Source organism: Flavobacterium sp. (assembly GCF_040379285.1).
Taxonomy (GTDB): Bacteria; Bacteroidota; Bacteroidia; order Flavobacteriales; family Flavobacteriaceae; genus Flavobacterium.
This window is the reverse complement of record NZ_JBEILJ010000036.1, coordinates 1-26639: the sequence shown is the minus strand read 5'-3', so window position 1 is coordinate 26639 and position 26639 is coordinate 1. Positions and strand designations below refer to the sequence as shown.

23 protein-coding genes and 1 pseudogene are annotated in these 26639 nt (G+C 41.9%); 15 read left to right on the top strand and 9 right to left on the bottom strand.

Going from position 1 to position 26639, the window contains the following annotated elements; all coding sequences use genetic code 11:
- The 4 genes from ABWO12_RS08630 to ABWO12_RS08615 all read right to left on the bottom strand — a co-directional run.
- A partial coding sequence (locus tag ABWO12_RS08630; RefSeq protein ID WP_353088420.1) for a DNA cytosine methyltransferase occupies positions 1 to 703 on the bottom strand: 703 nt, incomplete at its 3' end.
- Positions 704 to 827: 124 nt separating this feature from the next.
- Positions 828 to 1064, bottom strand: coding sequence for a hypothetical protein (locus ABWO12_RS08625; RefSeq protein WP_353088418.1), 237 nt, complete (start codon positions 1062 to 1064; stop codon positions 828 to 830).
- A 216-nt stretch (positions 1065 to 1280) separates the two neighbouring features.
- Positions 1281 to 4319 (bottom strand): choice-of-anchor I family protein, encoded by a 3039-nt coding sequence (locus tag ABWO12_RS08620; protein ID WP_353088417.1) that lies wholly within the window; start codon positions 4317 to 4319, stop codon positions 1281 to 1283.
- A gap of 415 nt (positions 4320 to 4734) precedes the next feature.
- Positions 4735 to 6753, bottom strand: a complete 2019-nt coding sequence (locus ABWO12_RS08615) for a M13 family metallopeptidase (RefSeq protein WP_353088415.1) — start codon at positions 6751 to 6753, stop codon at positions 4735 to 4737.
- A gap of 157 nt (positions 6754 to 6910) precedes the next feature.
- Between ABWO12_RS08615 and ABWO12_RS08610 the strand changes: the two are divergent.
- Positions 6911 to 7762: pseudogene (locus ABWO12_RS08610) on the top strand (IS982 family transposase).
- A gap of 294 nt (positions 7763 to 8056) precedes the next feature.
- Here ABWO12_RS08610 and ychF read toward each other — a convergent pair.
- The 3 genes from ychF to ABWO12_RS08595 all read right to left on the bottom strand — a co-directional run bounded on the left by ychF (position 8057) and on the right by ABWO12_RS08595 (position 10859).
- Entirely contained in the window at positions 8057 to 9151 is a 1095-nt protein-coding gene (gene ychF / locus ABWO12_RS08605; protein ID WP_353088414.1) for a redox-regulated ATPase YchF, read from the bottom strand.
- A 61-nt stretch (positions 9152 to 9212) separates the two neighbouring features.
- Positions 9213 to 10382 carry a hypothetical protein gene (locus ABWO12_RS08600; RefSeq protein ID WP_353088413.1) on the bottom strand — a complete coding sequence of 390 codons (1170 nt, stop codon included), beginning with the start codon at positions 10380 to 10382 and terminating at the stop codon, positions 9213 to 9215.
- A gap of 126 nt (positions 10383 to 10508) precedes the next feature.
- On the bottom strand, positions 10509 to 10859 hold the full coding sequence (locus ABWO12_RS08595; RefSeq protein WP_353088411.1) for a 4Fe-4S dicluster domain-containing protein: 351 nt from the start codon (positions 10857 to 10859) through the stop codon (positions 10509 to 10511).
- Positions 10860 to 10919: 60 nt separating this feature from the next.
- Here ABWO12_RS08595 and ABWO12_RS08590 point away from each other — a divergent pair, with 60 nt between their 5' ends.
- The 6 genes from ABWO12_RS08590 (at position 10920) to ABWO12_RS08565 (ending at position 16562) form a co-directional block, all read left to right on the top strand.
- Positions 10920 to 11978, top strand: coding sequence for an acyl-CoA reductase (locus ABWO12_RS08590; RefSeq protein WP_353088410.1), 1059 nt, complete (start codon positions 10920 to 10922; stop codon positions 11976 to 11978).
- Between the two features lie 32 nt (positions 11979 to 12010).
- Positions 12011 to 13435, top strand: a complete 1425-nt coding sequence (locus ABWO12_RS08585; RefSeq protein ID WP_353088409.1) for a T9SS type A sorting domain-containing protein — start codon at positions 12011 to 12013, stop codon at positions 13433 to 13435.
- Positions 13436 to 13574: 139 nt separating this feature from the next.
- Positions 13575 to 14645, top strand: a complete 1071-nt coding sequence (gene serC / locus ABWO12_RS08580; protein WP_353088407.1) for a 3-phosphoserine/phosphohydroxythreonine transaminase — start codon at positions 13575 to 13577, stop codon at positions 14643 to 14645.
- Between the two features lie 101 nt (positions 14646 to 14746).
- Positions 14747 to 15703 carry a D-2-hydroxyacid dehydrogenase gene (locus tag ABWO12_RS08575; RefSeq protein WP_353088405.1) on the top strand — a complete coding sequence of 319 codons (957 nt, stop codon included), beginning with the start codon at positions 14747 to 14749 and terminating at the stop codon, positions 15701 to 15703.
- A gap of 86 nt (positions 15704 to 15789) precedes the next feature.
- Positions 15790 to 16224, top strand: a complete 435-nt coding sequence (locus ABWO12_RS08570) for a DUF6146 family protein (RefSeq protein WP_353088404.1) — start codon at positions 15790 to 15792, stop codon at positions 16222 to 16224.
- A 20-nt stretch (positions 16225 to 16244) separates the two neighbouring features.
- On the top strand, positions 16245 to 16562 hold the full coding sequence (locus ABWO12_RS08565) for a DUF6787 family protein (protein WP_353088403.1): 318 nt from the start codon (positions 16245 to 16247) through the stop codon (positions 16560 to 16562).
- 22 nt (positions 16563 to 16584) lie between these two features.
- Here ABWO12_RS08565 and folE read toward each other — a convergent pair whose 3' ends face one another.
- On the bottom strand, positions 16585 to 17259 hold the full coding sequence (folE, locus tag ABWO12_RS08560; RefSeq protein ID WP_353088401.1) for a GTP cyclohydrolase I FolE: 675 nt from the start codon (positions 17257 to 17259) through the stop codon (positions 16585 to 16587).
- A 151-nt stretch (positions 17260 to 17410) separates the two neighbouring features.
- On the opposite strand from folE, the gene ABWO12_RS08555 reads away from it, so the two are divergent.
- From ABWO12_RS08555 to ABWO12_RS08520, 8 genes are all read left to right on the top strand, one after another.
- Positions 17411 to 18067, top strand: coding sequence for an ABC transporter ATP-binding protein (locus ABWO12_RS08555; RefSeq protein WP_353088400.1), 657 nt, complete (start codon positions 17411 to 17413; stop codon positions 18065 to 18067).
- Positions 18068 to 18070: 3 nt separating this feature from the next.
- The gene (locus ABWO12_RS08550) at positions 18071 to 19780 is read left to right on the top strand and encodes an LIC_10190 family membrane protein (protein ID WP_353088399.1); all 1710 of its coding nucleotides are present in this window, start codon (positions 18071 to 18073) and stop codon (positions 19778 to 19780) included.
- Entirely contained in the window at positions 19758 to 20522 is a 765-nt protein-coding gene (locus ABWO12_RS08545; RefSeq protein ID WP_353088398.1) for a TIGR02757 family protein, read from the top strand. Before ABWO12_RS08550 ends, ABWO12_RS08545 begins: the two co-directional genes overlap by 23 nt.
- Before the next feature lie 107 nt (positions 20523 to 20629).
- Positions 20630 to 21238, top strand: a complete 609-nt coding sequence (gene udk, locus ABWO12_RS08540; protein ID WP_353088397.1) for a uridine kinase — start codon at positions 20630 to 20632, stop codon at positions 21236 to 21238.
- Positions 21239 to 21244: 6 nt separating this feature from the next.
- Entirely contained in the window at positions 21245 to 21598 is a 354-nt protein-coding gene (locus ABWO12_RS08535; protein ID WP_353088395.1) for an FtsB family cell division protein, read from the top strand.
- A gap of 120 nt (positions 21599 to 21718) precedes the next feature.
- Complete coding sequence (locus ABWO12_RS08530) at positions 21719 to 23083, top strand: methylmalonyl-CoA mutase subunit beta (protein WP_353088394.1); 1365 nt, start codon at positions 21719 to 21721, stop codon at positions 23081 to 23083.
- Positions 23084 to 23085: 2 nt separating this feature from the next.
- Positions 23086 to 25209, top strand: a complete 2124-nt coding sequence (gene scpA, locus ABWO12_RS08525) for a methylmalonyl-CoA mutase (protein ID WP_353088393.1) — start codon at positions 23086 to 23088, stop codon at positions 25207 to 25209.
- A 41-nt stretch (positions 25210 to 25250) separates the two neighbouring features.
- Positions 25251 to 25934, top strand: a complete 684-nt coding sequence (locus tag ABWO12_RS08520; RefSeq protein WP_353088391.1) for a hypothetical protein — start codon at positions 25251 to 25253, stop codon at positions 25932 to 25934.
- Positions 25935 to 26425: 491 nt separating this feature from the next.
- Here the strand turns inward: ABWO12_RS08520 and ABWO12_RS08515 are convergent.
- A partial coding sequence (locus tag ABWO12_RS08515) for a hypothetical protein (protein ID WP_353088389.1) occupies positions 26426 to 26639 on the bottom strand: 214 nt, incomplete at its 5' end.

Genomic DNA, 26639 nt, shown 5'->3' with positions numbered 1-26639 from the left:
TAAAGAAGACAGACCTTGCATCTTGAAAATTTATTTCCGGGGTTAGGCCTTTGTTGTTTACAAATTCGAATCGAATTTTTGCTAATAAAGAAAAAAACGAATTTACATTTTCTTGAGTCGCCTTTTTAAGATCTTTTTTAATACCAACAAGAATAAAACGGGTTCTTTTTTGAGGCACTCCATAATCCCCAAAATTCACTAGTTGTCCTTTAACAAAGTAACCTGCCTCCTCTAGTTTTTGAGTAACAATTGAAGAGTAAGCTATTCCTTTTTCTTTATTCTTTTTAAATTCCATTGTAAACCCTTTGACATTCTCAAAAAAGATAATTTTCGGTTCAACGGTTTGTACAAATTTTATATACGAATTTATTAAGTCGTTTCGGGAATCATTCTCATTTCGTCTTCCAGCCATAGAGAATCCTTGACAAGGCGGTCCCCCTGCAATCATTGTGACCTTGCCTTTTAAACGTTCTAATTTATCAGCGTAATGGTAAAGCACTTCATTAATGTCATGAGCACCTTTAGGTAACCAATTTGGCCAATCAAAGTGATTCTTATTATTTATAAGGTTGTAATCAAGGGTTTTAAAAGCGTCAGGGCTTTTTTCGATAGCAAATAAACCTTTCCAACCTGCTTGGTGTAAACCTAAAGAAAGTCCTCCACAGCCAGCAAATAAGTCGATGTAATTGGGTTGTTTTGACATAAATAAGTTGCCTCTATAACAAAATTTATGTAAAAATACAACTTTTAAAAAAGTAAAACAGCTTTAACAAGGGTGTTTTTCCCAAAAAATCAAAGTATTTTTCCCATTAAGATAAGGTTTTTTCCTATTTATTAAAGGGTATTTCCCTATTCCTCACCGCCACCCTCCAAACCTCTCTTTCCAAACGATACAGTTCTTTGGCGACGTTCCACCCTTGAATAAATTTTTCGTCATTTGGGGATATGGCTTCACCATCTAGTACGCGTGTTAAAATATCAATCCATGTGATGGTGGGGCTGGAGTAGTAGTGGGGATAGTATTTTTCTACAATTTCCCAATGTGCGGCGCTAAGTCGTGTCATAAGTCGTTTATTTCTTTTTTAAAAGTACAAAAAAATCCCCCCGAAGGCAAACGGAGGGAGTAGGTGTTGTGGGAGAACCCCAACCAAGCGGCGTATAATCGAATGCCTCAAAGGTCGGAGGGACGTGTTAAGCCCATGTTGTGCGTGGGTTATTGAATTATCAAAAAAATCCCCGAAACCGAAGCCCCGGGGATTACACAACAACTGAAAAAAAGACTACTTCACAATAAACTTTTGGGATTGTCCCGTTTCGGTCTGAACAATATATACACCAGGGGCTAAATCTTGCGTAGGAATCACCAACGCTTGGGGGTAAAACCCAACTTTTTGTCCCGTTATCGTATAAATCGTACAATCGGCGGCGCGGTTGCAGTATAATACGCCGTCTTGGGCAACAGGATTAGGGAATACCGCAAAGGGAAGGACTGTTGTGTCCCATTCTGGGCGTCCTAAACCGTTGGTGTCAATTTCAAAAACGGTAAGGGTTCCACTAATTTCATTGGCGACCAAAATATAAGGTTTGCCCGTCGTGGTGTTCTCAGGCTGAATATACGTAATGCCCTCTGGACCATGGTCGCCTGCATAAGCCGAAGTACTGCGACTGTTTTTGTAATCGGTCAATACGGGTTGCGCGGGATTGGTAATGTTGTAGACCATCACCCCTCCAATACGCTCCAACGATACAAAGGCAAAGGTTTCTGTTCCCAACGTTGCAATCGTTACTCCTTCAGGTTCAGGCCCCTTAGCACGACTACGTCCTTTGGGAGTGTTGTTTTCGTGGTCGGCATTGAATAGGGTCGGTAAATTGGCCGCGGTAAACCGTTCAAATTGATCGCCACTATCAAATACCAACGCTTGTGTTTCGGCATTGAAAATCGAAAACGATCGCGACCCGACACAGTACAATTGTTCCAATTCGGCATCAGCGTCGGTATTTCCATTCAAATTGGTAATACGGAAACGCCCCATATTGCTGTTTTGTTTTAAAACGGCAGCATTCGGAAACGCGGTAGCATCCAAAGCCGCTGCGCCTACCGTTGTTCGTTCGTTTAAGGCATTGTATTCGCGTTCATCGCCTTCGTTGGCGGTTACCAAATACGAAACGCCATTCACCGTATAATGGGCCATGGCATCAGGAATGTAATAGGCTTGAAGGGGCCAGTTGGCAATTAAAATCTGTCCATTGTTGTCCGAAACATCAAATCCATTCCCAGGGAGCGCAATGTTTTTAGTGCCTAAGGGCCATATCGAAGTGATGCTGGGTGCGGTAAGATTGATTTCGGCAATGGCATTGTTTTCTTGTAGGGTTACCCAAGCCTTTGTACCGTCGGGATGAACCGCTAAATATTCGGGCTCCAAATCTTGCGCCAAGGTACTTGTTGCTTTTCCTTTGCGAACACCAGCATTAAGTAACGCCGCTTCTTGTGCATTGAAAGCCGTAAAATCAAGGGTTGTTACCTGCGCTTGAGTAGCCTGAGCAATGCCTCCAGAAATATCAATAATGCTCACACTCCCCAGCGGATCAACGGTGTAGTCGCTATCGGGTTGTCCTTCATTGGCGGTGAGAATTTTGGTGCCATCGGGGGTAAACGTAATCATATCGGGTAAAGCCCCCACCGTAAATTGTTTTTGAAACACCCCTTGCGTATCAAATACTACTACCGACCCATTAAGCGCTTCGTTGGCATTGGGACACGCCACTGCAACCAAACCGTTTTTGACGGCAACACTAGTCACACCTCCATAAGTATTCAAATCAAGGGTTTGAATCACCGACAATTGCGTTGGGTTGCTAAAGTCAATGATATCCAAAACTCCACTAGCGGCACTGGTGGTAAATAAACGTTGCGTCACAGGATCGTGAACTATAATTTCGCAAGTGCGATTGTTGGCCGTGCCCGAAGGATCAAAACTACCCAAATAGTTGAGTTCTATCTCTTGGGAAAGACTGGGGGCAGGCGTGTCATTATCGATGATGTAAAGCGTCACCCAAGCATTGGCACCCAAGGTTACCCCCTGCGGATTTTCTAAACGAAATACGACATATTCGGCTTGTTGTTCGGCTAATGAATCGTCAATAATGGGAACCGTAATCGCAATCGTGGCAGGCGAAGAAGAGGAAAGCGTAATGGTTTGTGATGTAGCTGTAAAATCATTTGCATCGGCCGTACTGAATGGCGCTGTTTTTACAACCCAGTCTACAGAAGCTGCAGCGGGGTTGGTCACGGTTAAATTGAGCGTAACACTTCCCGCATTTTCATTGACCGTTACAAAAGAATTGGCAAAACTAAGGGTAGGTTGTCCTGTGGTAAATGTGATGCTTTGAAGGGTTGTGATTGCATTGTTGGCAGCATCTTCGACAGTGTTGGGTAGTAAGGCCAAGTAATACGATTGATTAACGGCAAAAGGGGTTAGTGGATTGACCGTGATGACAGAACCGTTGATGGTAGCATCAAAAGGAACGGCGGTTCCTGTAGCCGAATTTAGACGTAGTTCGAGAAGCGCATCTACCGAGGTATTTTCGATGGGAGTATCGTTAACGAAGCGTATAGGTTCGTTGAATGTGAGTGTAGGTTGCGCCGTAAGTGCTACGTTGGTCGCATTATTTTGTGGAAAAAAAGTTACAGTGGGAGGAAGAATGTCTGCTCCTGAAAAGGGCGTTCCTTGTAGGGTGACATTATCAAAACGGTTGTTACCTGCAGTTCCACCACTGCCTTGAGCAAACTCAACTTTGACTTTAAAATTAGGATTATTAGTCACCCCGGGAATCGACGAAAAATCAAGGGTAGCCAATGCAGGGTCACCGTTATTGGGTGCGATATTGGTCAAAAAAGTATAGGTAGTTCCGTCGGTGGAGTAAGACCAGATTTGCGTGCCTGCTCCCGAATTGGACCGACGGGTTGCCATTCGCATCACAATGGCATCGTATCCTGTCGTGGGAAGGCTGAACACCAATGCACCACCGATGGGATCATTGAAACGTAAATGTGTTCCCGAGGAATCCCCGTTTTGGGCATTTAGATTTTGGACGTTAAAGTTTTGACCTGTTCCACCCGAGACATCAATCGTACTGACTCCTCCGGGGAGTGCAACTAAAGACGCTCCGCCCAATGTTTGCGAAGGTGTGGTTAAAGCCGCTAAAGAACTATTGTCGTTAAAGTTCCAATAGTGAACCAATGATTGTCCCGACGTATTGGGAGCGACATACAAAAAGAGGCTCAAAACAAGTAATTGCAGAAAGTCGTTTTTTCTCATGAGGTTTTGTGTTAGATGCCACAAAAGTCATGCGTTTGTTTTAGTTGAAAATGAAGCGAATGCTATAACTATATTATGAATCCTGTCTATTCTGTGTAGTTGTGTTAAGTAAAATTCTTTTTGTGGTGTTGCCATAAACTTTTTAGCAATAGTTTCTTTACGGTAGCTTTACAAAAAAAATCCCCTGCAACCTGCAGGGGATTTCTTTAAGTTTCAAGTTTCAAGTTTCAAGTTTCAGGTTTATTCCGCTCCGCTCCGCTCCATCAGTCGGCTAAAGCCTCGTGTCAGGTTTATTCCGCTCCGCTCCATCAGTTGGCTAAAGCCTCGTGTCAAGTTTCAGTCTTTCACGACTTACGACTAGTTGACTTACGACTTTCTGACTTACGACTTACGACTCTCTGACTTACGACTTCCCTTACCAAATCTTCACGCGTTTTTCAGGAGCGAGGTACAAGGAATCGCCGGGTTTAACGTTGAAGGCTTCATAGAATTCGGGGATGTTGCGCACCACCCCATTGATTCGGAACTTAGCGGGGGAGTGCGGGTCGGCAGCAATTTGCGTGCGTAAGGCTTCGGGACGGGATTTGTCCAACCAAACTTGACCCCATCCTAAGAATACGCGTTGGATGCCTGTAAAACCATCCATTTTTGGGGCTTCTTTACCGTTCAAACTCATTTTGTAGGCTTTCAAGGCAATGCTTAATCCGCCTAAATCCCCAATGTTTTCACCCAAAGTAAAGTCGCCGTTGACGTTCAAACCAGGCAACGCTTGGAACGAATTGTATTGTTCGACCAAGGCTTTTGTACGTTGGTTAAAGGCTTCCAAATCGCTTGGCTTCCACCAGTTGCGCAATTTACCGTCGCCGTCAAACGCGCTGCCTTGATCGTCAAATCCGTGTCCGATTTCGTGGCCAATCACCGCTCCAATACCGCCATAATTTACCGCATCATCGGCATTCATGTCAAAGAAGGGCGGTTGTAAAATTGCCGCTGGGAACACAATTTCATTCACCGAAGGATTGTAATACGCATTGACCGTTTGTGGCGTCATGCCCCACTCGGTGCGGTCTACGGGTTTTCCTAATTTGGCCAAATTTCGGTTGTACTCATAAGCAGCACAACGCTGTAAGTTACCGTACAAATCGTTTTTGGCAATGGTCAACGACGAATAATCACGCCATTTATCGGGGTAGCCAATTTTAATCACAAATTTATCGACCTTTTTCAAGGCTTCTTTCTTGGTGGCTTCACTCATCCAATCCAATTTTTTGATACTTTCGGCATAGGCTTTTAGTAGGTTTTTCACCAACACAGTCATGCGCTCTTTGGCTTCGGGCGAGAAGTGTTTTTCGACATACAATTTGCCAATCATTTCCCCCAAACCACCACTTACGGTTTGAACCGCTCGCTTCCAATCGTCGCGTTGTTTTTCGGTGCCGCTCAATACTTTGCCAAAAAACTCAAAATTTTGTTTGTCCAGCGCTGTGGTCAACGATGTGGCCGCACCACTCAACACCGACCATTTTAAATAGGTTTTCCATGTAGCGATAGGGGTGGCCGTGTACAATTGCGCCAATTTTTTCATGTACGCCGGTTGGGCAATGATAATCGACTGTTCTTTTGCCATTCCCGCTTTGTTGAGGTAGGTTTTAAAATCAAAACCGGGCATCAATCCCGCCAAGTCTGCCACCATAAATGGATTATTTAGTTTTTTTGTATCGCGGTTTTCTTCTTTGGTAATGTGGATTTTGGCAATTTCGGTTTCCAAGGCAACAATGGTCGCGGCCTCGGCTTGGGCATTGGTAAACTGCGCCAAGGTGAGCATTTTTTGAACATGCTCGGTATAGGCTTTGCGAATTTGCATCATTTCAGGAGCCGTCGAAAGGTAATAATCGCGATCGGGCAAACTCAATCCCCCTTGCCAAGTCATGATGACATTTTTGTTGGGATCTTCAAAATCCGTGCTGACAAATACCCCAAAAGGCGCTGCGATTCCTTGGCGGTTGGCTTCACCCAAATACGCAGCGAGCGCGGCATGGTCTTGAAGCGCATCGATTTTCTTCCATTCGGGTTGAATCGGACTTAATCCTTTGGCATCACGCCCTTTACGGTCCATGTATGAGGCGTAAAAATCGCCAATTTTTTGTTCTTCCGAACCTTCAGCGCTGTTGCTTTTGGCCGCAGCTTGAATAATTTCTTTGACGTCTTTTTCCGATTTGTCCAACAAGATATCAAAAGCGCCATACGAAGATTTATCGGCAGGAATTTTGGTTTTTCGATTCCAATTTCCGTTGACATACGCGTCAAAATTGTCGCCGGGATTTACTAATGTATCCATGTTGGTTTTTGTGATACCAGAATGTAATGTTTCTGTTTTTTGGCACGAAATAGCTAAGGCTGTCAATACTAAAACAGGAAAAATAAGTTTTTTCATAAAGCAGAATTTAATACAGATTGAAATTATTAGTGGTTGAAGTAATGGATTTGTTACAAACCCGTTGGGTGAAATTATTTTAAGTAAAATAAATTGAAAAAATATTGGTAAAGATAATGAAAATCAGCATCTTGAAGTAGCCAAATAACCAACATTTATGACAAATATAGTTAAAAATTATTTTAGAATTTTGGAAGTTTTAAGTTCTTTGCCCCAAGCAAAGCAAACTGGCGAAGTAATTGTGAATTAGAATTTAAATCAGGCGTAGGTAGAAAAAATTGTCTGATATAGAAGTAGTTGCATTGAGTTCAACAGCAGAATTTATGTCAATTGACAGTGAAAATTCACTTTTCAAACAACTACTTCCAGGTGAAATATCCAATTTAATTGAGCGAAGTCAGTTTAATAAAAAGACGAAAAAGTCTATTTTTATTTTCAGAACAAATTAGAACAAAATTAGCAGCTCAATTTCTGTGTTTTGAAGACTACTTTATTGTTGACAGCATGCCTTTAGAGATATGCAAATTTGCTCGTCATAACAGAATTAAAATTTGCAAAGAAGAATTCGAAACTGCTCCGTCAAAAGGGTTTTGTGCCTCTCAAAAAAACTGGTTTAACGGATATAAATCACATGGAGTCTGTTCTGTAAATGGTGTTTTCCATCCATTAGATATTATTAAAGCCGAAGTTCATGATGTGCATTTTTTGAAAAACATAAAACAGCAAATGTCTGATTGTGTGCTGCTTGGAGACTGAGGTTATTTATCAGAAAGCATTCAATTGGATTTATTTCAATCGGTAAATAATTAGATTGCAAACCCCAAAAAGAATGAATCAAGTAAAATATAAACCACAACCATACATATTCAGAAAATCCAGAAAAAGGATAGAAACTTTGTTTTTCCAGCTATGCGACCAATTTTTAATTAGAAGAAATTATGTTAAAAATTTTGAAGGATTTAAAACTCGAATTTTAGCTAAAATAACAGCACTAACTCTAGTTCAATAAATCAATAAATTCATCTTTGATAGACCAATAAATAATATCAAGAATCAAACAATTTAATTACACCCTACGGGTTAAGACACTAACAATTTAACAGGATTGACCTGAAAAGACTATGTCAATTTTATTAATTGTACCATTTTCATTTAACAACGACCCTTGTTTATTTCATCCCTAAATTACTTCATTTTATTTTAAAAACAACTTGGTAGACACCTATATTGAAGAGTTATTCGTTTATAGAAGCTAAAAAGTACGAAAAAATTTGTGCCACATAAACATAGTTTTATTGATAATTTACACATTAAAACGGAAGTGCATCACATCGCCGTCTTTCACTATATACTCTTTTCCCTCAACGCGCAATTTTCCAGCTTCTTTTACTTTGGCTTCAGAGCCGAATTGTACATAATCATCGTAAGCAATCACCTCGGCTCGGATAAATCCTTTTTCAAAATCGGTATGGATTACACCGGCTGCTTTGGGTGCCGTATCGCCCACATGTATAGTCCAAGCGCGTACTTCTTTCACTCCTGCTGTAAAATAGGTTTGTAAATTCAGCAAACGATAGGCTGCCCGAATCAATTTGGAAACCCCTGGTTCGTCCAAGCCCATGTCCTCTAAAAACATTTGGCGTTCTTCATACGTTTCTAGTTCAGTAATATCCGCTTCAGTAGCTACAGCCAATACCAGTACTTCTGCATTTTCTGATTTGACCAATTCGCGCACTTGATCGACATAAGCATTGCCGTTTACTGCTGAGTTTTCATCTACGTTACATACGTAAAGCACCGGTTTGGTCGTAATCAATTGAAAGGCTTCCAACAAATCGGCTTCATCCTGGTTTTGCGCCACCACGGTTCGCGCGGATTTTCCTTGCAACAACAAATCGCGAATTTGGTTCAATAACGATTGTTCCAAAACGGCTTCTTTGATTCCTGCTTTGGCAGTTCGGTTTACTTTTTCGAGGCGTTTTTCAACGGTTTCAAGATCTTTTAGCTGCAATTCGATATCGATGGTTTCTTTGTCGCGAATCGGATTCACATTGCCATCTACATGTACAATGTTGTCGTTATCAAAACAACGAAGCACGTGAATAATCGCATTACATTCCCGGATATTGGCCAAAAACTGGTTCCCTAAACCTTCCCCCTTACTGGCGCCTTTTACCAATCCCGCGATATCTACAATTTCAACAGTAGCGGGCAATACCCGTTCTGGATTGACCAACTCTTCTAATTTTTCCAAACGTTGATCGGGTACATTGACTACTCCAATATTAGGCTCAATGGTACAAAACGGAAAGTTGGCACTTTGCGCTTTGGCATTGGATAAACAATTAAAAAGAGTTGATTTCCCTACATTGGGCAATCCCACGATACCTGCTTTCATTAATTTTTATTTTTGTGGGGCAAATATAGCGCATTAAACCCATTCAAAAAACAGCAAAAATCTAAGGTTCGTCGGAAATATTTTTGATAATGGCTTCCTCTTCAGGTGTAGGCACCAATCCCGAAAAATTCCAGTAATCGGTGAGAATTTTATCTTTAAGGTTAAAAAGAGCTTTGTCTTTGAAAATTTCGCTCTCCTTGAAAGAAAATTCATTGCGACTAAATCCAGTGGTGATGAAGTAATTGCGGACTTCAATTTCGGTGCGAACCTCCTTTTTATCGACCCGTTCAAAACCAACCTCTTCGCGAGAACTCAACAGATAATATTCATTGTCACCCGCATACCGATAGATGTTTTTGTAATTGGACTTGTAAATATTGCGGGCGCCCACATTTCGCTTTTCGGGTGCATTGGCCACGGAGTTGGGCGTGACGGAAGAGCTAACTTCAAGAATTATTTTCTTTTTCTTATCATATAAAATGGTGTAATCGTCTTTAAATCCTTTCACGGGATCGAGGGGATTGATGACCATTACATAGTAATTGTCATTTTTGGTGTAGGATTTAATTAAAAAATCGTAATCCTTCCGTGCGCGAGCCTCCAGCAAGGGTTCGAGGTATTTAAAATTGTAATAATTTCCCATAATATTATTCAAATCATACCCTAATAGGTCCTGCGAAACATCGGTACCCACTAACCCGATAGAACGATTTTGCTCAACGAGAATGTCGTTTTTAAAGTCTTTATTTTTTCCTGAAATCTGAAAATGCAGCAACCCATCGTTGTAAAACATATAGTTACCATTGCGTTTAAAAAATTCACGGGAATAGACTTTCAAGCGGCATGGAGTCGTTAATTTATCTACCGAATTTTCGATTAAACCTTTGAGAATTTTTTGGGGATGCTGTTTGGTGATGACAATTTCTTCAAGGGTATTGACGGCACTTTTCAGAAAAATCACATTTTCTTTAAGCTTCAAAGCGTTCGATCGAACACTTTGACTTTCGTAACTTGAATGGGCTATTTGAATACTAGACACCCCAGTAAGGGTAAAGGAAACACGCCCTTCGGGATTGCTGATATAATTTTGCTTGGTGCGTAAAACCGTAACGATTACGTCTTCAATAGGGGCTTGAGTTTCGGCATCTTTAAACACCAAATGAATATCGCCTTGTTGGGCATGAGCGATCGTCAGGAGACATCCGAACCAAAACAGTAGAAACGTACGCATGGCTAGTAGGGTTTGTTCTCAAATTTAAGAAAAACAGCTTAAAAATAGATAAACTTTTAACAAAAAGACATAAAAAAACACCTGAAAATAAAAGGTGTTTGATATTTTCTTACAATTAAATTGGACCTACTCGTTGTGTAAAAACGATTGACGGTTCAATAAGGTTTCTTCACTTTCCACATGATCTTCATCGGGTACACAACAGTCTACAGGACATACGGCAGCGCATTGAGGCTCTTCGTGAAACCCTTTACACTCGGTACATTTTCCCGGGACAATGTAATACAAATCGTCTGAAATCGGTCGTTGCGGCGCATCCGCATCAATGGAAGTTCCATCGGGAAGTACAACCGTTCCGCGCAATTTTGTACCGTCTTTATACCGCCAGTTATCTGCACCTTCATAAATCGCAGTATTCGGACATTCCGGCTCGCAAGCACCACAATTGATGCACTCGTCAGTTATTTTGATTGCCATAGCGAATTTTATTAGTTTTGTGCAAATTTACAATCAATACCCTTCATACACAAGCAACCCATGTTACAATTCGATAAAAAATCAGCGTTGGTTCACTTAGGCCATTTTTTGCAGCAATTTGCCGCTACGACTCCCACAAAAAATCCAGCGGTTTTACACAACGAATTGTTTTTTGACCGCATGGTGGGGCAACTCGAATCAGCGCAAAATTACAACGGATGGTTTACCCCCGAACAAATGCGCTTTGCCGTGCAATCATGGGCTCAAGCACTCACCGAATCCAACCTAAACAGGTGGCTACAACCCTATGATTTTAGGGATATTCATCCCAAAACGGTGGGCTTGGTGTTGGCGGGAAATATTCCGTTGGTGGGATTTCATGACGTGTTGAGTGTGTTGGTTTCGGGGCACAAAGCACAGATAAAAACATCGTCAAACGATCAAAAAATGGTGCCTTTTTTGGTGGAGTATTTGATCGCTTGTGAACCTAGAATAGCCGATAACAGCACATTTACAGCAGGAAAACTTGAAGGATTTGAAGCCGTTATCGCTACAGGAAGCAACAATACCGCGCGCTATTTTGAGTATTATTTTAAAGAAAAACCGTCTATCATTCGTAAAAACCGAAATTCAGTTGCGGTGTTGAACGGTACGGAGACCAAAGAAGAATTAATTCAGTTGGGAGAAGATATTTTTCGCTATTTTGGACTGGGATGCAGAAATGTTTCCAAGTTATTTGTTCCCAAAGGCTACTCGTTTGAACCTTTTTTTGAAGCGATGTACACATACAAGGATTGTATTGACTATGAAAAATACGCCAACAATTACGATTACAACAAAGCGGTATTTTTGATGAGTTTGTTTCCGATTTTGGATAATGGATTTTTAACCTTGAAAGAAGATTCGGGTTATGCCTCCCCTATTTCCTCTGTTTTTTATGAATACTATACGCATTTGGACGAGGTGAAAAAACGACTTACGGACGAAGCCGATCAGTTGCAATGTATCGTATCCAGCGGACTAATTCCCGACAGCATCCCTTTTGGAAAAACACAACATCCCGAGTTATGGGACTATGCCGATCATGTAGACACCTTGGCTTTTTTACAATCGATATAAAAAAACACTACATTTACTTAAAAATAGTGTTTATGAAGCCAAAGTTTATTGTTGCCCTTTTATTCGTTAGTTTTTTTTCACCTGCACAAACGCTAACCCCTATATTTCCTACGAGTGGCAACGATGGTCTCAATTTTGGTTCAGCCCTCAGTTTGGATGAAAACAGTGTATTGCACATCGCCAATCGCACTTCCCTACAAAACAACAATCAACCGAAAGTTTTTCGTTTTACCCCCAATGGTTCTGGATTTCAGCAAACCCATGTGCTTTCTCCCAATGATGGGCTCCCTAGTGATTCTTTTGGAAGCTCCCTTGACAGCAACACTTCATTTCTAGCCATTGGTGCACCATTTCATGATGCTGCTGCAAATAATGCCGGCGCAGTTTATGTCTATGGCAATGACAATGCAAGCAATTTCATTCAAAAAATAACTCCTAGCGATGCGGCCTCCAATGACAACTTCGGAAAAGCAGTCATTCTGTATAATGACTTTCTTTTCATCGCTTCAAATGCGGTAAATCCTAATAATACCAACTACAATGGCGCTGTCTACATCTATCGATGGAATGGGAGTTCTTTTGTGTTTTTACAGAAATTGCAATCTACCTTGGTCCAAAAATTCGGTGCAAAACCTTACTTTCTACATCAACGTTTACTTCTTGCCAGTAATCCTACAACTGATTTGTCGCCAACCTACTCCCTACCCCTTACGTATGAATGGAATGGAACAGCATGGGTCATGATGAACTACTCTTTTGCCTTCTCAACCTCCAATAACAACCTGAATACTTTGGTCGATTTAACGATGAAAGGTAATCAGTTATGTGGACTCTTTGCCAACTCCAACAACACTTCGGGCTATAAAGTGTGTCTTTTTGACCTCATCGGAAATACATGGCAAGAAACGGCCACTTTTCAACCTTTTACAGGGGATTATATGTTAAGCCGCATCCAAACACTAAATTCTAAAATTGTTATTGGGGCAAACTTTTATTTATTTCAAATGTCGCGCAAATATCCCGTATGGATTTACAGTGAAACGAATACCACTTACACCCTTGAAAACACTATCTATGGAGAAGGCCCTGACCAGACCGATGACAGTTTTGGTGCCACCATGGAGAGCAATGCAAGTCATATACTCATTGGTGCCTTCAGGGAATTTTCAACCCAATCGTTTGGAAAAGCCTATTTTACCAACGAAACGGGATTAAGTTTAAGTACGACAGCATCAAACCTTGGAGTGCTGTATCCAAATCCCGCTACCGAGCAACTCCAGCTTTCAAGTGCTCTTATTCCTAAATCACTAACGATTTATGATGTTACGGGAAAAAAAGTCTTAACTGCTTATAATACGACATCGGTTTCGGTAGCTGAACTGTCCTCAGGCATGTATTTCTTTCAAGCTTTTTTTGAGAACGGTGAAAATTTCACCTCAAAATTCATAAAAAACTAACCGTATTCTTTTATTAACTAAAACGTTTTAGTTAATAAGTCGAATTGGATTCCATTCGTTCAAAATCGGATATCTCTCGCGTAATGTTGAAATTTGCACCCACACAACAATATAACTCGAATTTATTGGATAGTTAATCATGAAAAAACACAATTACAGCGCAGGACCCTGCATTCTGCCCCAAGAGGTTTTTAAACAATCGGCGCAAGCGATTTTGGATTTTAATCAATCGGGCTTGTCGATTTTAGAAATTTCGCACCGCAGTAAGGATTTTATTGCCGTCATGGAAGAAGCCCGCGCTTTGGTTTTGGAATTGCTTGGCTTGGAGGGAAAAGGCTACCAAGTTTTGTTTTTACAAGGCGGCGCAAGTATGGAATTTTTACGTGTTCCCTACAATTTTATGAAAGTCGATGGGAAAGCCGCTTACTTAGAAACGGGAACCTGGGCCGCGAATGCCATCAAAGAGGCGCAGTTATTTGGTGAAACCGAAGTGGTTGCTTCATCGAAAGCCGCCAATTTCAATTATATCCCCAAAGAATACTCCATTCCAGCGGATGCTAATTACTTCCACTGTACGAGTAACAATACGATTTTTGGCACCCAAATGAAATCCTTCCCGAAAACCGATATTCCGGTGATTTGCGACATGAGTTCGGATATTTTTTCACGCACGTTGGACTTCACACAATTTGCCTTGATTTATGCTGGAGCTCAAAAAAACATGGGGCCGGCGGGAACAACGCTTGTGGTGATCAAAGAAGCGTTGTTGGGAAAAACAGGGCGAACCCTACCCAGCATGATGGACTACCAAAAACAAATCAAAGGGGAAAGTATGTACAATACGCCCGCCGTTTTTCCAGTATATGCCTCTTTACTCACCTTGCAATGGTTGAAAAAGCAAGGCGGAATTACAGGTATTGAAAAAATCAATGCGGCAAAATCGACCTTGTTGTATGCCGAAATTGACCGTAACCCGTTGTTTGAAGGCACAGCCGCTGTTGAAGATCGCAGTACCATGAATGCCACCTTTTTGTTGAAGGATTCGGCGCATACTGAAAAGTTTGATGCCCTCTGGAAAGCAGCCGGTATTTCGGGATTGAACGGCCACCGTTCGGTAGGGGGATATCGCGCCTCAATGTACAACGCTTTACCGTTGGAAAGTGTACAAATTTTAGTAAACACAATGCAAGAATTGGAGCATTCTGTGTAACACGAACTAGCCCGGATAGCAGCGGCATCCTTTTATGAAGCGACAGCGGCATAAAAGATAAAGCGGATAGCCGGAATAGCTCCAAAAAAAATACGATACAAATGAAAGTTTTAGCAAACGATGGCATTTCCAAAAGTGGAATTGCAGCCTTAGAAAAAGGCGGTTATGAAGTAATCACAACAAAAGTGTCGCAAGAACAAGTGGCCAATTTTGTCAATGAAAAAGGAATTGAAGTCGTCTTAGTACGCAGTGCTACCAAGATTCGTAAAGATATCATCGATGCCTGCCCAGGACTCAAAATCATTGGCCGTGGTGGTGTTGGGATGGACAATATCGATGTGGATTATGCGCGTAGCAAAGGAATTCAGGTGATCAATACCCCTGCTTCATCGTCTGAAAGTGTAGCCGAATTGGTATTTGCGCATTTGTTTACGGGGGTTCGTTTTTTACATGATGCCAACCGAAACATGCCCTTGGAAGGTGATTCCAACTTTGAAGGGTTAAAAAAGGCTTACGCCAATGGCACCGAGTTACGCGGAAAAACCTTAGGAATCATCGGTTTTGGACGCATTGGGCAAGCGGTGGCTAAAATGGCCTTGGGCTTGGGAATGCGTGTGATTGCAGCGGATAGTTTTATCGATAAGGCTACGATTCGGGTAGAATTTTATACGGGACAGTTTATAGATGTGGATATCCTCACCGAACCTTTAGCAGATGTGCTTAATCATTCTGATTTTATCACCTTGCATGTGCCAGCGCAAGAAAAATATATTATTGACAAGGAAGAATTTGCGCTGATGAAAGATGGTGCAGGTATTGTCAATTGTGCTCGAGGGGGTGTGATCAATGAAGTTGCTTTGGTGGAAGCACTCGACCAAGGAAAAATTGGATTTGCTGGATTGGATGTTTTTGAAAAAGAACCCCAGCCGGAGATTCAAATTTTAATGCACCCCAAAATCTCGTTAACGCCTCATATTGGAGCGGCCACCTTGGATGCCCAAGACCGCATCGGAACAGAATTGGCTGAGCAAATTATCGGTTTGTTGGGTAAAAAATAATACGGAAAGCATCCTTCGGGGTGCTTTTTTGTTAAAAGCACGTAAATTCTTGGAGCAACATACAAGGTTTTGTTTACCTTTAAATCATGAAAATCGGCGGTGTATTTATCGTTTTTCTCTTCATCTTATGGAGTTGCGCGAGTACTACCCCAAAGTTCAATACGACTGCGGTGGTGCAAAAAACTTCATCGGGCGATACCTTGCGGATTGCCAATGATTCCCTAGAATATGAAGTGGTTATCATCGAACCCGGATTTTATGGGTGGTTGGACTCATTTGCGCGACCCCGAGGGTATTATTCGGAGACTTTTTTGGAGAGTCGCAATCGATTGTGGGTTCAAGAATGGAACAGTCGTGTGAATCAAGCAAGTCGATATAACGCGTTACAATACGATATGCGCATTGATTACGATCCGAATGTACGCTACGGCTACGAGGTAAATTACTTGATTTATAATTTTTTTATCTTCTTCCAACTTCGACACAATGAGCGGTTGGGCATCTTTGATGTTCGCCCCTAATTCGATACCTTTGTTACCCTATGGCTAGCTTTAAAGAACGATACCACATTAATTCCAATTGGCAATACGCTGTTATATTGCTCGTCTTTGCACTCACGGGATCAACGGCAGCTTATTTGGCAAAACCTTTATTGGCATGGGTAGGTATTACGCGAGAAACCGTTTCTGTTTGGTTGTATTATATTATTTATTTTGTGGGGATTTTCCCAGTATATCAAGTGCTTTTGGTGGGTTACGGCTTTCTTTTTGGGCAGTTTAAATTCTTTTGGACCTTTGAAAAAAAAATGTTGCGGGGCATGAAGTTGGGCTTTCTTGTTGATTTTTTTGAAAAAAAATAAGGGACGTTTCCGCCCCTTAATTTTAGCTATTCTTCTCTCCCAACAATCGGAAGAAGTCATCTCGATACTCTTTTTTCTCGAAAATACCGCTGTATTGCAAGGTGGAAGTAAAACTTGTCTCGTCTTTAATTCCGCGGCTGGAAACACACAAATGTTTGGCTTCCATCACAACCATTACATCGTCGGTATCTAAAACTACCTTTAATTCATTGAACACCTGCATAACCATACGCTCTTGAACCTGCGGACGACGGGCAAAATAATCAACAATACGATTCAGCTTTGACAAACCAATGACTTTACCATTGGACACATACCCAATGTGCGCCTTACCTATAATAGGTAAAAAGTGGTGCTCACAGGTGGAGTTGAAATTGATATTAGCTTCGACCAGCATTTTATCATAATGGTACGAATTATCAAATACTGAGATTTTGGGTTTGTTGTCAGGGTGTAATCCTGAAAAAATTTCTTGAACATACATTTTAGCTACCCGGTGGGGAGTTCCGCGCAAACTATCGTCGGTTAAGTCCAAACCGAGGGCTTCCATAATTTGCTCAAAATGATGCTCGATTACCGTCATCTTCTCCGCATCCGTTTTAACGAAAGCATCCGGACGTAAAGGGGTGTCGGCAGCGGTCATTTGGTGATCATCACCAAGGATTTCATACAATTCTTTTTCAGTGACGGTGTTCATTGGTTTTAATTTTTTGTTTAACAAATGTACGTTTTTATTAAACAATAATCGGACTTTAACGAATATTTAATAGCTGTCAAGTGGATGAGTTTACGGGTTACCCCTTGTGGTATTCCCATTTTTCTTCGTTTCTTTGTAAAAAAAGGAATCGATGATAGCGGCCAAGAATATCCACAAACACTACGACCAATTGCATGTGCTCAAAGGAGTCGATTTAACGATTGAAAAAGGAGAAATTGTTTCTATTGTAGGGGCTTCTGGTGCGGGTAAAACGACCTTGCTGCAACTGTTAGGCACCCTCGATCACCCCGACAAAGGAGCGGCTTCCCTCACAATTGATGGAGTCGATGTGTTGGCCTTACGCGATAAAAAACTCTCCGCCTTTCGAAACCAAAAGTTAGGCTTCATCTTTCAATTTCACCAACTCTTGCCTGAATTCACCGCGCTAGAAAACGTGTGTATTCCTGCCTTTATCGCTGGAAAATCGAAAACCGAAGCGGAAGCCGCTGCCAAAAAACATTTGGAATACTTGGGTTTGGGCGAACGTTTACACCATAAACCCTCTGAACTCTCTGGAGGGGAACAACAACGGGTAGCTGTGGCCCGCGCCCTCATCAACCAGCCCGCGGTCATTTTTGCCGACGAACCTTCGGGGAATTTAGACACCGCTTCAGCCGAAAATTTGCATCAATTGTTTTTCAAATTGCGCGACGAGTTGGGACAAACCTTTGTTATTGTCACGCACAATGAGGAATTGGCCAACCAAGCCGACCGTAAGTTGGTGATGGTCGACGGAAAAATGAGTTAGCCCATGCTTCTTATACTGATTTCTTGGATGTACATAGCGTTTACCCTCTTGGTATGGGGAACGGCAGGAAATCAATGGCTTAAAACCCATGTTAGAATTCCGCTTGTAAAAACCATTTTGGGATTGGGATTAGTTACTTTTTTTGCCGGTGTTTGGGCGTTTTTCGGTCGAATTCACTGGGAATTTCATCTGGTATTGTTGGGAATCAATGTATTTCTAGGCTGGCGCTATTATCCGTTTTGGAAAAGAGCGGTATTCCAATCGTATCTCCGTTTTCATGCTTGGTCATGGCCACTAAAAAGTTACTTCGCAGTGGTAAGCATACTTCTTTTAGCACAATGCGCTTCGGCTCCGTATGTAATTGACAATGAATCATATTACATTCAAAACATCAAATGGCTTAATGAATACGGCATGGTCAAAGGCTTGATCAATCTGCACTTATTTTTGGGGCAATTAAGTGGATGGCATATTGCCCAAAGTGCTTTAAATTTTTCCTTTCTCTACGATCGATTCAATGACCTAAGCGGTCTACTACTGTGGTATGGGTTTGCCTTCTCCATCCAACAATTATCAACCTATTTTGAGCGTAAAAAACGAGTGGATTTAGTGGTGGGTTTGTTCCCAATTACTGCCCTCCTCCTTTTTCAATTTATCAGTGCGCCCTCCCCAGATGTTGTGGTTTATGTGCTCAGTTTCCTTATTTTTTACCTTTTTATTTCCGAGTTTCACCATCCCACAAAGGCAACTTTTGTACAACTGACCTTTTTAGTGCTTTTTACCCTTTTGGCAAAAAATACGTCCTTAACGTTGGCTTTGTTGCCGTTGTATTGGTTTGTGGTTCATTTTAAAACGCTCAACGTTTGTTTCTCCAAAGTGACCTTGCTTTGTAGTTTGACCCTTGGACTATTTGTTGCCAAAAATTTAATTATTTGTGGGGTTCCCGTTTTTCCCTCACAGCTGGTTTCAGGGCAGTATTTTGATTATTCCTTACCCCCTGAAATCGAACATTTTTATTACGAGGAGTTGAAGAAATATAGCTACTTTCTTACCCCTGAAAACTACGATACCTTTTCCCGTTGGGATCTTTTTTTACGTTGGCTGCAACTCCCAAAAATGAACGGATTATTCAACAAAATAGAAGTGATTTTACTCGTACTTACGCCCTTTTTATTTTTTATCATCAAAGAAAAAGGATACCGCGTGGTGTATGAAATACTCGTCATACAGTTGGGCGTATTATTTGCCACCTCACCCCAATACCGTTTCTTCCTTAATGGGATTTTGTTTTTATCATGTCTTTGGCTCAGCCTGGCTATTTCGCAACGGAAAACAATATACAGTCTGCTCTTTATCAGTCTACTTCCGGTCCTTTGGGCGGTTTTGGTTCCTGTAAATTTAAATCGTTTTTCCAACTATAAATTCATGTTGGAACTCAGCCATTTCAAACCCGAATATACGCTAACGCCCCACCCCAACTCTAAATACCAAATGTACTTTGAAGCGCTCAAAGAAGGGAATTTAAACTATTACAGTCCCAAAAGTAACGACTTCTTCTGGGGCAACTACAACGGTCCTTTACCGACCGTCAATAAAGAACAAATCGAGTATTTCAAAACGTATTTTCATTTGATTCCGCAACAGCGAACCAACGACCTAAAAGACGGTTTTTATTCCAAATACCTCCCCGATGACGCCCAACGAACTCCGTGATTTTTTGAATGAAAAGGTAGAACGGTATAATCGGCCCGATTTTATTTCCTCCGATCCGATTCAAATTCCCCATCAATTTAGCCAAAAAGAAGATATTGAAATTGTAGGTTTTTTGGCCGCTACCATCGCTTGGGGCAACCGAAAAATGATTATCAAATCGGCGCAAAGTCTTATCGAACGTATGGGAAATGCGCCCTATGATTTTGTGATGACGCATCGGGAATCCCACTTGGAGCCGTTGGACGGATTTGTGCATCGAACGTTTAACGCCACCGATGTGAAAACCTTTATTCGAGGGTTGCGGCATGTGTATACCCAACATGGCGGCATGGAAGCGCTCTTTGAAAAATATCATACATCACACTCGATGCAGCCCGCCATCAGTGCCTTTAAAAAGCATTTTTTTGAAATCGCCCATGAGGAACGAACCCAAAAACATATTTCCGACCCACTGAACAATTCTGCCGCCAAACGCATTAATATGTTCTTGCGTTGGATGGTGCGTCAAGACAAAAAAGGGGTGGATTTAGGCCTTTGGAAAAACATCCCCATGGCGGCCTTATCATGTCCTCTCGACGTGCATTCGGGCAATGTGGCGCGTAAACTCGGACTCCTTTCGCGAAAGCAAAATGATGCCAAAGCCCTGGTCGAATTGGACACAGCCCTACGAGCGTTGGACCCCTACGATCCTGTGAAATATGACTTTGCCTTGTTTGGCTTGGGCGTGTTTGAACAATTTTAGGCGTACAAAACGATACTAAATTTGCAAGATTTGTCGCCTTTAGGTAGGTGGCTATCGAACAAAAATTGCTATTTTTGTCTACTGGTTCAACACTGAAAACAACACCCATGCTAATAATTGGAATTGCCGGAGGAACAGGCTCTGGAAAAACCACGGTAGTACACCAAATTATGAATGAGCTTCCGCAAACGGAGGTGGGCATCATTTCCCAAGATTCGTATTACAAACACCATCCCCATTTGAGTTACGAAGAGCGCAGTATGATTAATTTTGATCATCCGCGGGCTATTGATTTTGAACTGCTGGTTGCGCATTTACAGGATTTAAAAGCGGGAAAAACCATTGAGCAACCCGTGTACTCCTTTGTCACACACAACCGAACCGAGGATACCGTGATCACTCATCCGCGGAAGGTGATGATTGTCGAGGGAATTTTGATTTTCAACAGTCCCGAACTACGCGATATGTTTGACGTAAAAGTATTTGTGCATGCCGACTCCGATGAACGCTTGATTCGCCGCTTAAAACGGGATATCGCCGAACGCGGTCGTGACATGGAAGAAGTGCTGAATCGTTACCAAACGACCTTAAAACCCATGCACCAACAGTTTATCGAACCCACCAAAGTCTTTGCCGATATTATCATCCCGAACGACAAATACAATACCGTAGCCATCGATGTGGTGCGCGCGGTAATTAACCAACGAATTGCCTAACCGACGATGAAACAGTGGTATCAAAATCTTATTGCAAATTATCCCTTCCTTCGCTTTTTGGGAAGCCGATACACGTTGGTTTTGATATTCTTTGTGGTTTGGATGTTGTTTTTGGACAATTATGCCTACTTCGACCACCGCATTTTGAATAAAGAAATTAAGGAACTCGAAGAGAACAAAGCCTATTACCAAGAGGAAATTACCAAAGACGAAAAAAGCATCAAAGAAATGAATTACCAAGGGCATATCGAACGCTATGCTCGTGAAAAATATTACATGAAACGCGATAGCGAAGATATCTACATTATTGATATCGAGGAACAACGCCGTAAAGATAGTATTGAAGGAGCAAAACTTTAGTACATCCATGGAACGTCATTCCCGCTGTCCGCACTACATGCCTGTCGGCAGGGTAGTTTGCTCCCATCGGGGCTATACCGCCGACGCCATTCTAGAATATAAAATACTAAAACAGCATTCGTGAGTCAGAACAACCTCTTTCAAGAATTTGATGCCGTTTCCTCCAAACAATGGAAACAGCAAATCCAGTACGAACTCAAAGGTGCCGATTACAACGAAACCTTGGTTTGGGAAAGCCCCGAAGGGATTAAAGTGAGACCCTTTTACCACCGCGACGAATTTGAACCTTCGTTGCCCTCTGGGCGTCCGACAAACGGATTTAAAATCACGCAAAATATCTTTGTCCATGATGTGGCCAAGTCAAATGCACGGGCACTCGACACGCTACAACGTGGCGCCGAATGCATTAAATTTACCCTCGAAAATAAGGCAATCTCCATAGGCGAATTATTGCAAAATTTGCCCTTAAAAGATATCCCTTATTTTTTTTATTTGCCTTTTCTTGAAATCGATTTCGTAAATCAACTGCACCAATTTGCCGTGCAACACCAAGCGCATTTCATCCTTCAAATTGACCCCATCGGGCAACTCGGAAGAGACGGGAACTGGTTTGAAAACCTAGAGAAGGATTTCGAGAAGTTACATCACATAGCCCAGATAAGCCCTATTTCTTTTCTTTCGATTGACAGCAGTTTGTATCAAAATGCGGGGGCCAATGGGGTGCAACAATTAGCCTACACTTTGGCCCATGCCAACGAATATTTCAACCGTATCCCCCAACACCCACATCCTTTCACGGTAAATGTTGCGGTGGGATCTAATTACTTTTTTGAAATCGCCAAATTGCGTGCCCTACGGTTGTTATTTGCCACTTTGGCCAAAGAATACGGCCATGAACATGAGGTACGTATTCTCGCTACGCCTAGCCGCCGCAATAAAACCTTGTACGATTACAACGTAAATATGTTGCGTACCACCACCGAATGCATGAGTGCCGTGTTGGGTGGAGCCGATTTTGTTGCCAATTTACCGTATGATGCGTTGTACCATAAAGACAATGAATTTGGGAACCGAATTGCACGAAATCAGTTGTTGATTTTAAAACACGAAAGTTATTTTGATAAAGTCCACAACCCTGCCGATGGCGCGTATTTTATTGAAACTGTAACCCAGCAATTGGCTGAAAAAGCCTTGGCGTTGTTTAAAGATATCGAGGTCAATGGTGGCTTTATCACCCAATTGATGGAAGGTACCATTCAACGTAAAATCAATGAAAGTGCTCAAAAACAACAGGAAGCCTTTGACAGCGGGAAAGAAGTTTTATTGGGAACCAACAAATACCCCAACAAGAACGACTGCATGAAAGGCGATTTGGAATTGTATCCGTTTGTGAAACAAAATTCACGGAAAACGCTTATTAGTCCGATTATCGAAAAACGATGGGCTGAAAAAATAGAACAAGAACGTTTAGCTTCTGAAGAATAGTTATGCGAAAAAATATACAACACCTGACCCTCCCTTCTACTGCTACAGAAACAGCTGTTCACGCAACAGAGAATTTTACAACGGCAGAAGGAATTACGGTCAAATCGAGTTACAGTGAATCGGATTTGGAAGGATTGACGCATTTGGATTTTGGAGCGGGTTTTGCCCCCAACTTAAGGGGACCCTATGCAACCATGTATGTGCGACGTCCTTGGACGATTCGGCAGTATGCAGGATTTTCGACCGCCGAAGAAAGTAATGCCTTTTACCGTCGCAATTTAGCCGCCGGTCAAAAAGGACTTTCGGTAGCCTTCGACTTAGCTACTCATCGCGGCTACGACTCCGATCACGAACGCGTAGTGGGCGACGTAGGAAAAGCGGGAGTGGCGATTGATTCGGTGGAGGATATGAAAATCTTATTCGACCAAATTCCGCTGGATGAAATGTCGGTTTCCATGACCATGAACGGTGCTGTTTTACCGATCATGGCTTTTTATATTGTAGCCGCCGAAGAACAAGGGATAGCCCCCCATTTATTGTCTGGTACGATTCAAAACGATATTTTAAAAGAGTTCATGGTGCGGAATACGTATATCTATCCGCCTACCCCCTCGATGAAAATCATTGCGGATATCTTTGAATATACGAGCAAAAATATGCCAAAGTTCAACTCGATATCCATCTCTGGCTACCACATGCAAGAAGCGGGCGCAACCGCCGATATTGAGTTGGCGTATACCCTTGCCGACGGATTGGAATACATTCGCACAGGGATGGCAGCTGGGATGGATATCGACAGTTTTGCGCCACGATTGTCGTTCTTTTGGGCGATTGGGATGAACCATTTTATGGAAATTGCCAAAATGCGTGCCGGTCGGATGCTATGGGCCAAATTGCTGAAGCAGTTCCAACCCAAAGACGATAAATCCTTGACTTTGCGCACACATTGTCAAACATCGGGTTGGAGTTTAACCGAGCAAGACCCCTTCAACAACGTGGCACGAACCACAATTGAAGCCGCAGCGGCTGCGTTTGGGGGAACCCAATCCCTTCATACCAATGCCTTAGATGAAGCCATTGCTTTACCGACTGATTTCTCGGCGCGCATAGCCCGAAATACGCAAATTTATTTGCAAGAAGAAACCAAAATTTGCAAAACTGTCGATCCTTGGGCAGGCAGTTATTATGTCGAAAAATTAACGGCCGAAATTGCCGAGAAAGCCTGGGCTTTAATTGAAGAAGTGGAGTCACTCGGCGGGATGACCAAAGCGATTGAAGCGGGAATACCTAAATTGCGTATTGAAGAAGCGGCCGCTCGTAAACAAGCCCGTATTGACAGCGGACAAGATGTGATTGTAGGGGTAAACCAATTCCGATTGGACAAAGAAGATCCTTTGCATATTTTGGAAGTAGACAACCAAACCGTACGCCGTCAGCAAATCGAACGTTTGGAACAAATCAAAGCAAGCCGCGATACCCAAGCGGTTCAAGCGGCCTTAGCACGTATTACAGCATCGGCGAAAAACGGTGGCGATAATTTATTATCTTTAGCGGTAGAAGCGGCCCGATTGCGTGCCACTTTGGGAGAAATCAGTGATGCGCTAGAAACGGTTTTCGGACGGTATAAAGCACAAATTAGAAGTTTTAGCGGCGTGTATAGTAAAGAAATTAAAAACGATGAAAGTTTTGCCAAAGCGCAACAATTAGCCGATGCTTTTGCCCAGAAAGAGGGTCGTCGTCCACGCATTATGATTGCCAAAATGGGCCAAGACGGCCACGATCGGGGGGCGAAAGTGGTTGCTACGGGCTATGCCGACGTAGGTTTTGATGTAGATATTGGTCCTTTGTTTCAAACCCCTGCCGAAGCCGCCAAACAAGCGGTAGAAAATGATGTACATATTTTGGGTGTATCGTCTTTGGCAGCAGGTCACAAAACCTTAGTACCCCAAGTTATTGAAGAATTAAAACGCTACGGGCGTGAAGATATCATGGTGATTGTAGGCGGTGTCATTCCGGCACAAGATTACCAATTCTTGTTTGACGCCGGCGCGGTAGCTGTGTTCGGTCCAGGGACAAAAATTAGTGAAGCCGCGATTCAAATTTTGGAAGTGCTTTTGGAGGAATAATTTAAATTTTAACTTGTTATAACCACAAAATTTCTATGCCTGTGAAACGTTTTTCTTTCTGCATTATTCTGTTTTTTGCTTGTTTGATGCACGCCGATGCACAAACCAACATTGTTTCGTTTAATAACGATCAGGGGCTATTATTTTTCAATGCCTCGGATTCCATTCCAACCGCCTACGAAGGATCACCTTATTGGGATAAAGAATTTAAAACCGCCTTGCTCTCTTGTTATTCAAAGGAACTCAAACCCGAAATTCGGTACAATGCCTTTAAAGATGAAATGGAGTTCAAAAAAGAGGGTAAACTCTACTATCTAGAAAAAAAAGACAGTTGCGAAATTGTAATTGACAACAAGCAATATGGTTTTTTCGCCTATCCCTTTGACGGAAAAATACGCTTCGGGTATTTGCGACGAATTAATCCAAATACGGGAACCTATAACTTATTTGCCCGAGAAATGATTGCTTTTCAAGAAGGTGAGCCTGCAGTTACCAGCTATCGCGAAGATAAACCGGCTAAGTTTTATCCCGAAAAAGTGAGATTCTTTATCAAAACTCCTACGGATATGATTGCAATTCCCGAAAAAAAGAAAGATTTGGAACGACTATTAGCAGATATAGCGCCCGATATTGCCTCATTTTTTAAGCAAATCGATTTTAAAATCAAAGAGGAAGCATCGTTGCTAGAGCTTACCCAATACTTAAACGCACTCTCAAAGAAATAGGGCGTGCAATTGTATTTTACATGCATGGGAATATTAAAATTGCAATGAATTGAATTTGTAAAAAGAACTACTTTCTAACAAAAATGACTTGGTGATGAATAAAATTTTTCCATTTTTGATGTTCATCATTTTGTGCAGTTGCAAAGAATCAAAGGCAAGCTATGAAGAACCAAAATTTAACAAAATAGACTATCACTATTTAAAAACCTTTAACGCTGAAAATTCCAAATTCTCACTTTTGCTTTTCAGTGGAGCCTATTTCAATTCAAAGGTAGTCGTCATTAATGGTCATGTACTTAAGCCGGAAGATTCTTTACAAACGTCGAATTGTGGTCCGTTTGCAAAAATTTTTAAGATAAAAAAGAGTTGTAAAACGAGTGTTTTAGACCCAGAAAGAAACCATTTTTTGGAATTAAATACTGACTCCGTAATGAAATACAAATTCATCTATATCTCGCGTGAGGTAATGACTGACTCTTTAACCGTAATGTTTAGAAATAATCATTTATCTGTAAGGTGAGAATACTGCGTCTGCGACTGTGACTGCGACTGAGACTGAGACTCAAAAACCGACCGCTTCGCAGTTGTTTTTTTGTGGGTATTCTTCGCTGCAAAATAAATTGAGACTGGATTACTACGTGATCCAAAGGGAGGGAACGTTGCTCGAAGAAAAACCGACCGCTTCGCAGTTGTTTTTTTGTGGGT

Coding starts and splice junctions, on each gene's coding strand:
- ABWO12_RS08575 (WP_353088405.1), top strand. CDS start 14,747: ATGAAAGTTTTAGCAAACGATGGCATTTCCAAAAGTGGAATTGCAGCC.
- ABWO12_RS08595 (WP_353088411.1), bottom strand. CDS start 10,859: ATGGCAATCAAAATAACTGACGAGTGCATCAATTGTGGTGCTTGCGAG.
- ABWO12_RS08600 (WP_353088413.1), bottom strand. CDS start 10,382: ATGCGTACGTTTCTACTGTTTTGGTTCGGATGTCTCCTGACGATCGCT.
- ABWO12_RS08555 (WP_353088400.1), top strand. CDS start 17,411: ATGATAGCGGCCAAGAATATCCACAAACACTACGACCAATTGCATGTG.
- ABWO12_RS08535 (WP_353088395.1), top strand. CDS start 21,245: ATGAAACAGTGGTATCAAAATCTTATTGCAAATTATCCCTTCCTTCGC.
- ychF (WP_353088414.1), bottom strand. CDS start 9,151: ATGAAAGCAGGTATCGTGGGATTGCCCAATGTAGGGAAATCAACTCTT.
- ABWO12_RS08570 (WP_353088404.1), top strand. CDS start 15,790: ATGAAAATCGGCGGTGTATTTATCGTTTTTCTCTTCATCTTATGGAGT.
- serC (WP_353088407.1), top strand. CDS start 13,575: ATGAAAAAACACAATTACAGCGCAGGACCCTGCATTCTGCCCCAAGAG.
- ABWO12_RS08550 (WP_353088399.1), top strand. CDS start 18,071: ATGCTTCTTATACTGATTTCTTGGATGTACATAGCGTTTACCCTCTTG.
- ABWO12_RS08620 (WP_353088417.1), bottom strand. CDS start 4,319: ATGAGAAAAAACGACTTTCTGCAATTACTTGTTTTGAGCCTCTTTTTG.
- udk (WP_353088397.1), top strand. CDS start 20,630: ATGCTAATAATTGGAATTGCCGGAGGAACAGGCTCTGGAAAAACCACG.
- ABWO12_RS08585 (WP_353088409.1), top strand. CDS start 12,011: ATGAAGCCAAAGTTTATTGTTGCCCTTTTATTCGTTAGTTTTTTTTCA.
- ABWO12_RS08615 (WP_353088415.1), bottom strand. CDS start 6,753: ATGAAAAAACTTATTTTTCCTGTTTTAGTATTGACAGCCTTAGCTATT.
- scpA (WP_353088393.1), top strand. CDS start 23,086: ATGCGAAAAAATATACAACACCTGACCCTCCCTTCTACTGCTACAGAA.
- ABWO12_RS08625 (WP_353088418.1), bottom strand. CDS start 1,064: ATGACACGACTTAGCGCCGCACATTGGGAAATTGTAGAAAAATACTAT.
- ABWO12_RS08565 (WP_353088403.1), top strand. CDS start 16,245: ATGGCTAGCTTTAAAGAACGATACCACATTAATTCCAATTGGCAATAC.
- folE (WP_353088401.1), bottom strand. CDS start 17,259: ATGAACACCGTCACTGAAAAAGAATTGTATGAAATCCTTGGTGATGAT.
- ABWO12_RS08590 (WP_353088410.1), top strand. CDS start 10,920: ATGTTACAATTCGATAAAAAATCAGCGTTGGTTCACTTAGGCCATTTT.
- ABWO12_RS08545 (WP_353088398.1), top strand. CDS start 19,758: ATGACGCCCAACGAACTCCGTGATTTTTTGAATGAAAAGGTAGAACGG.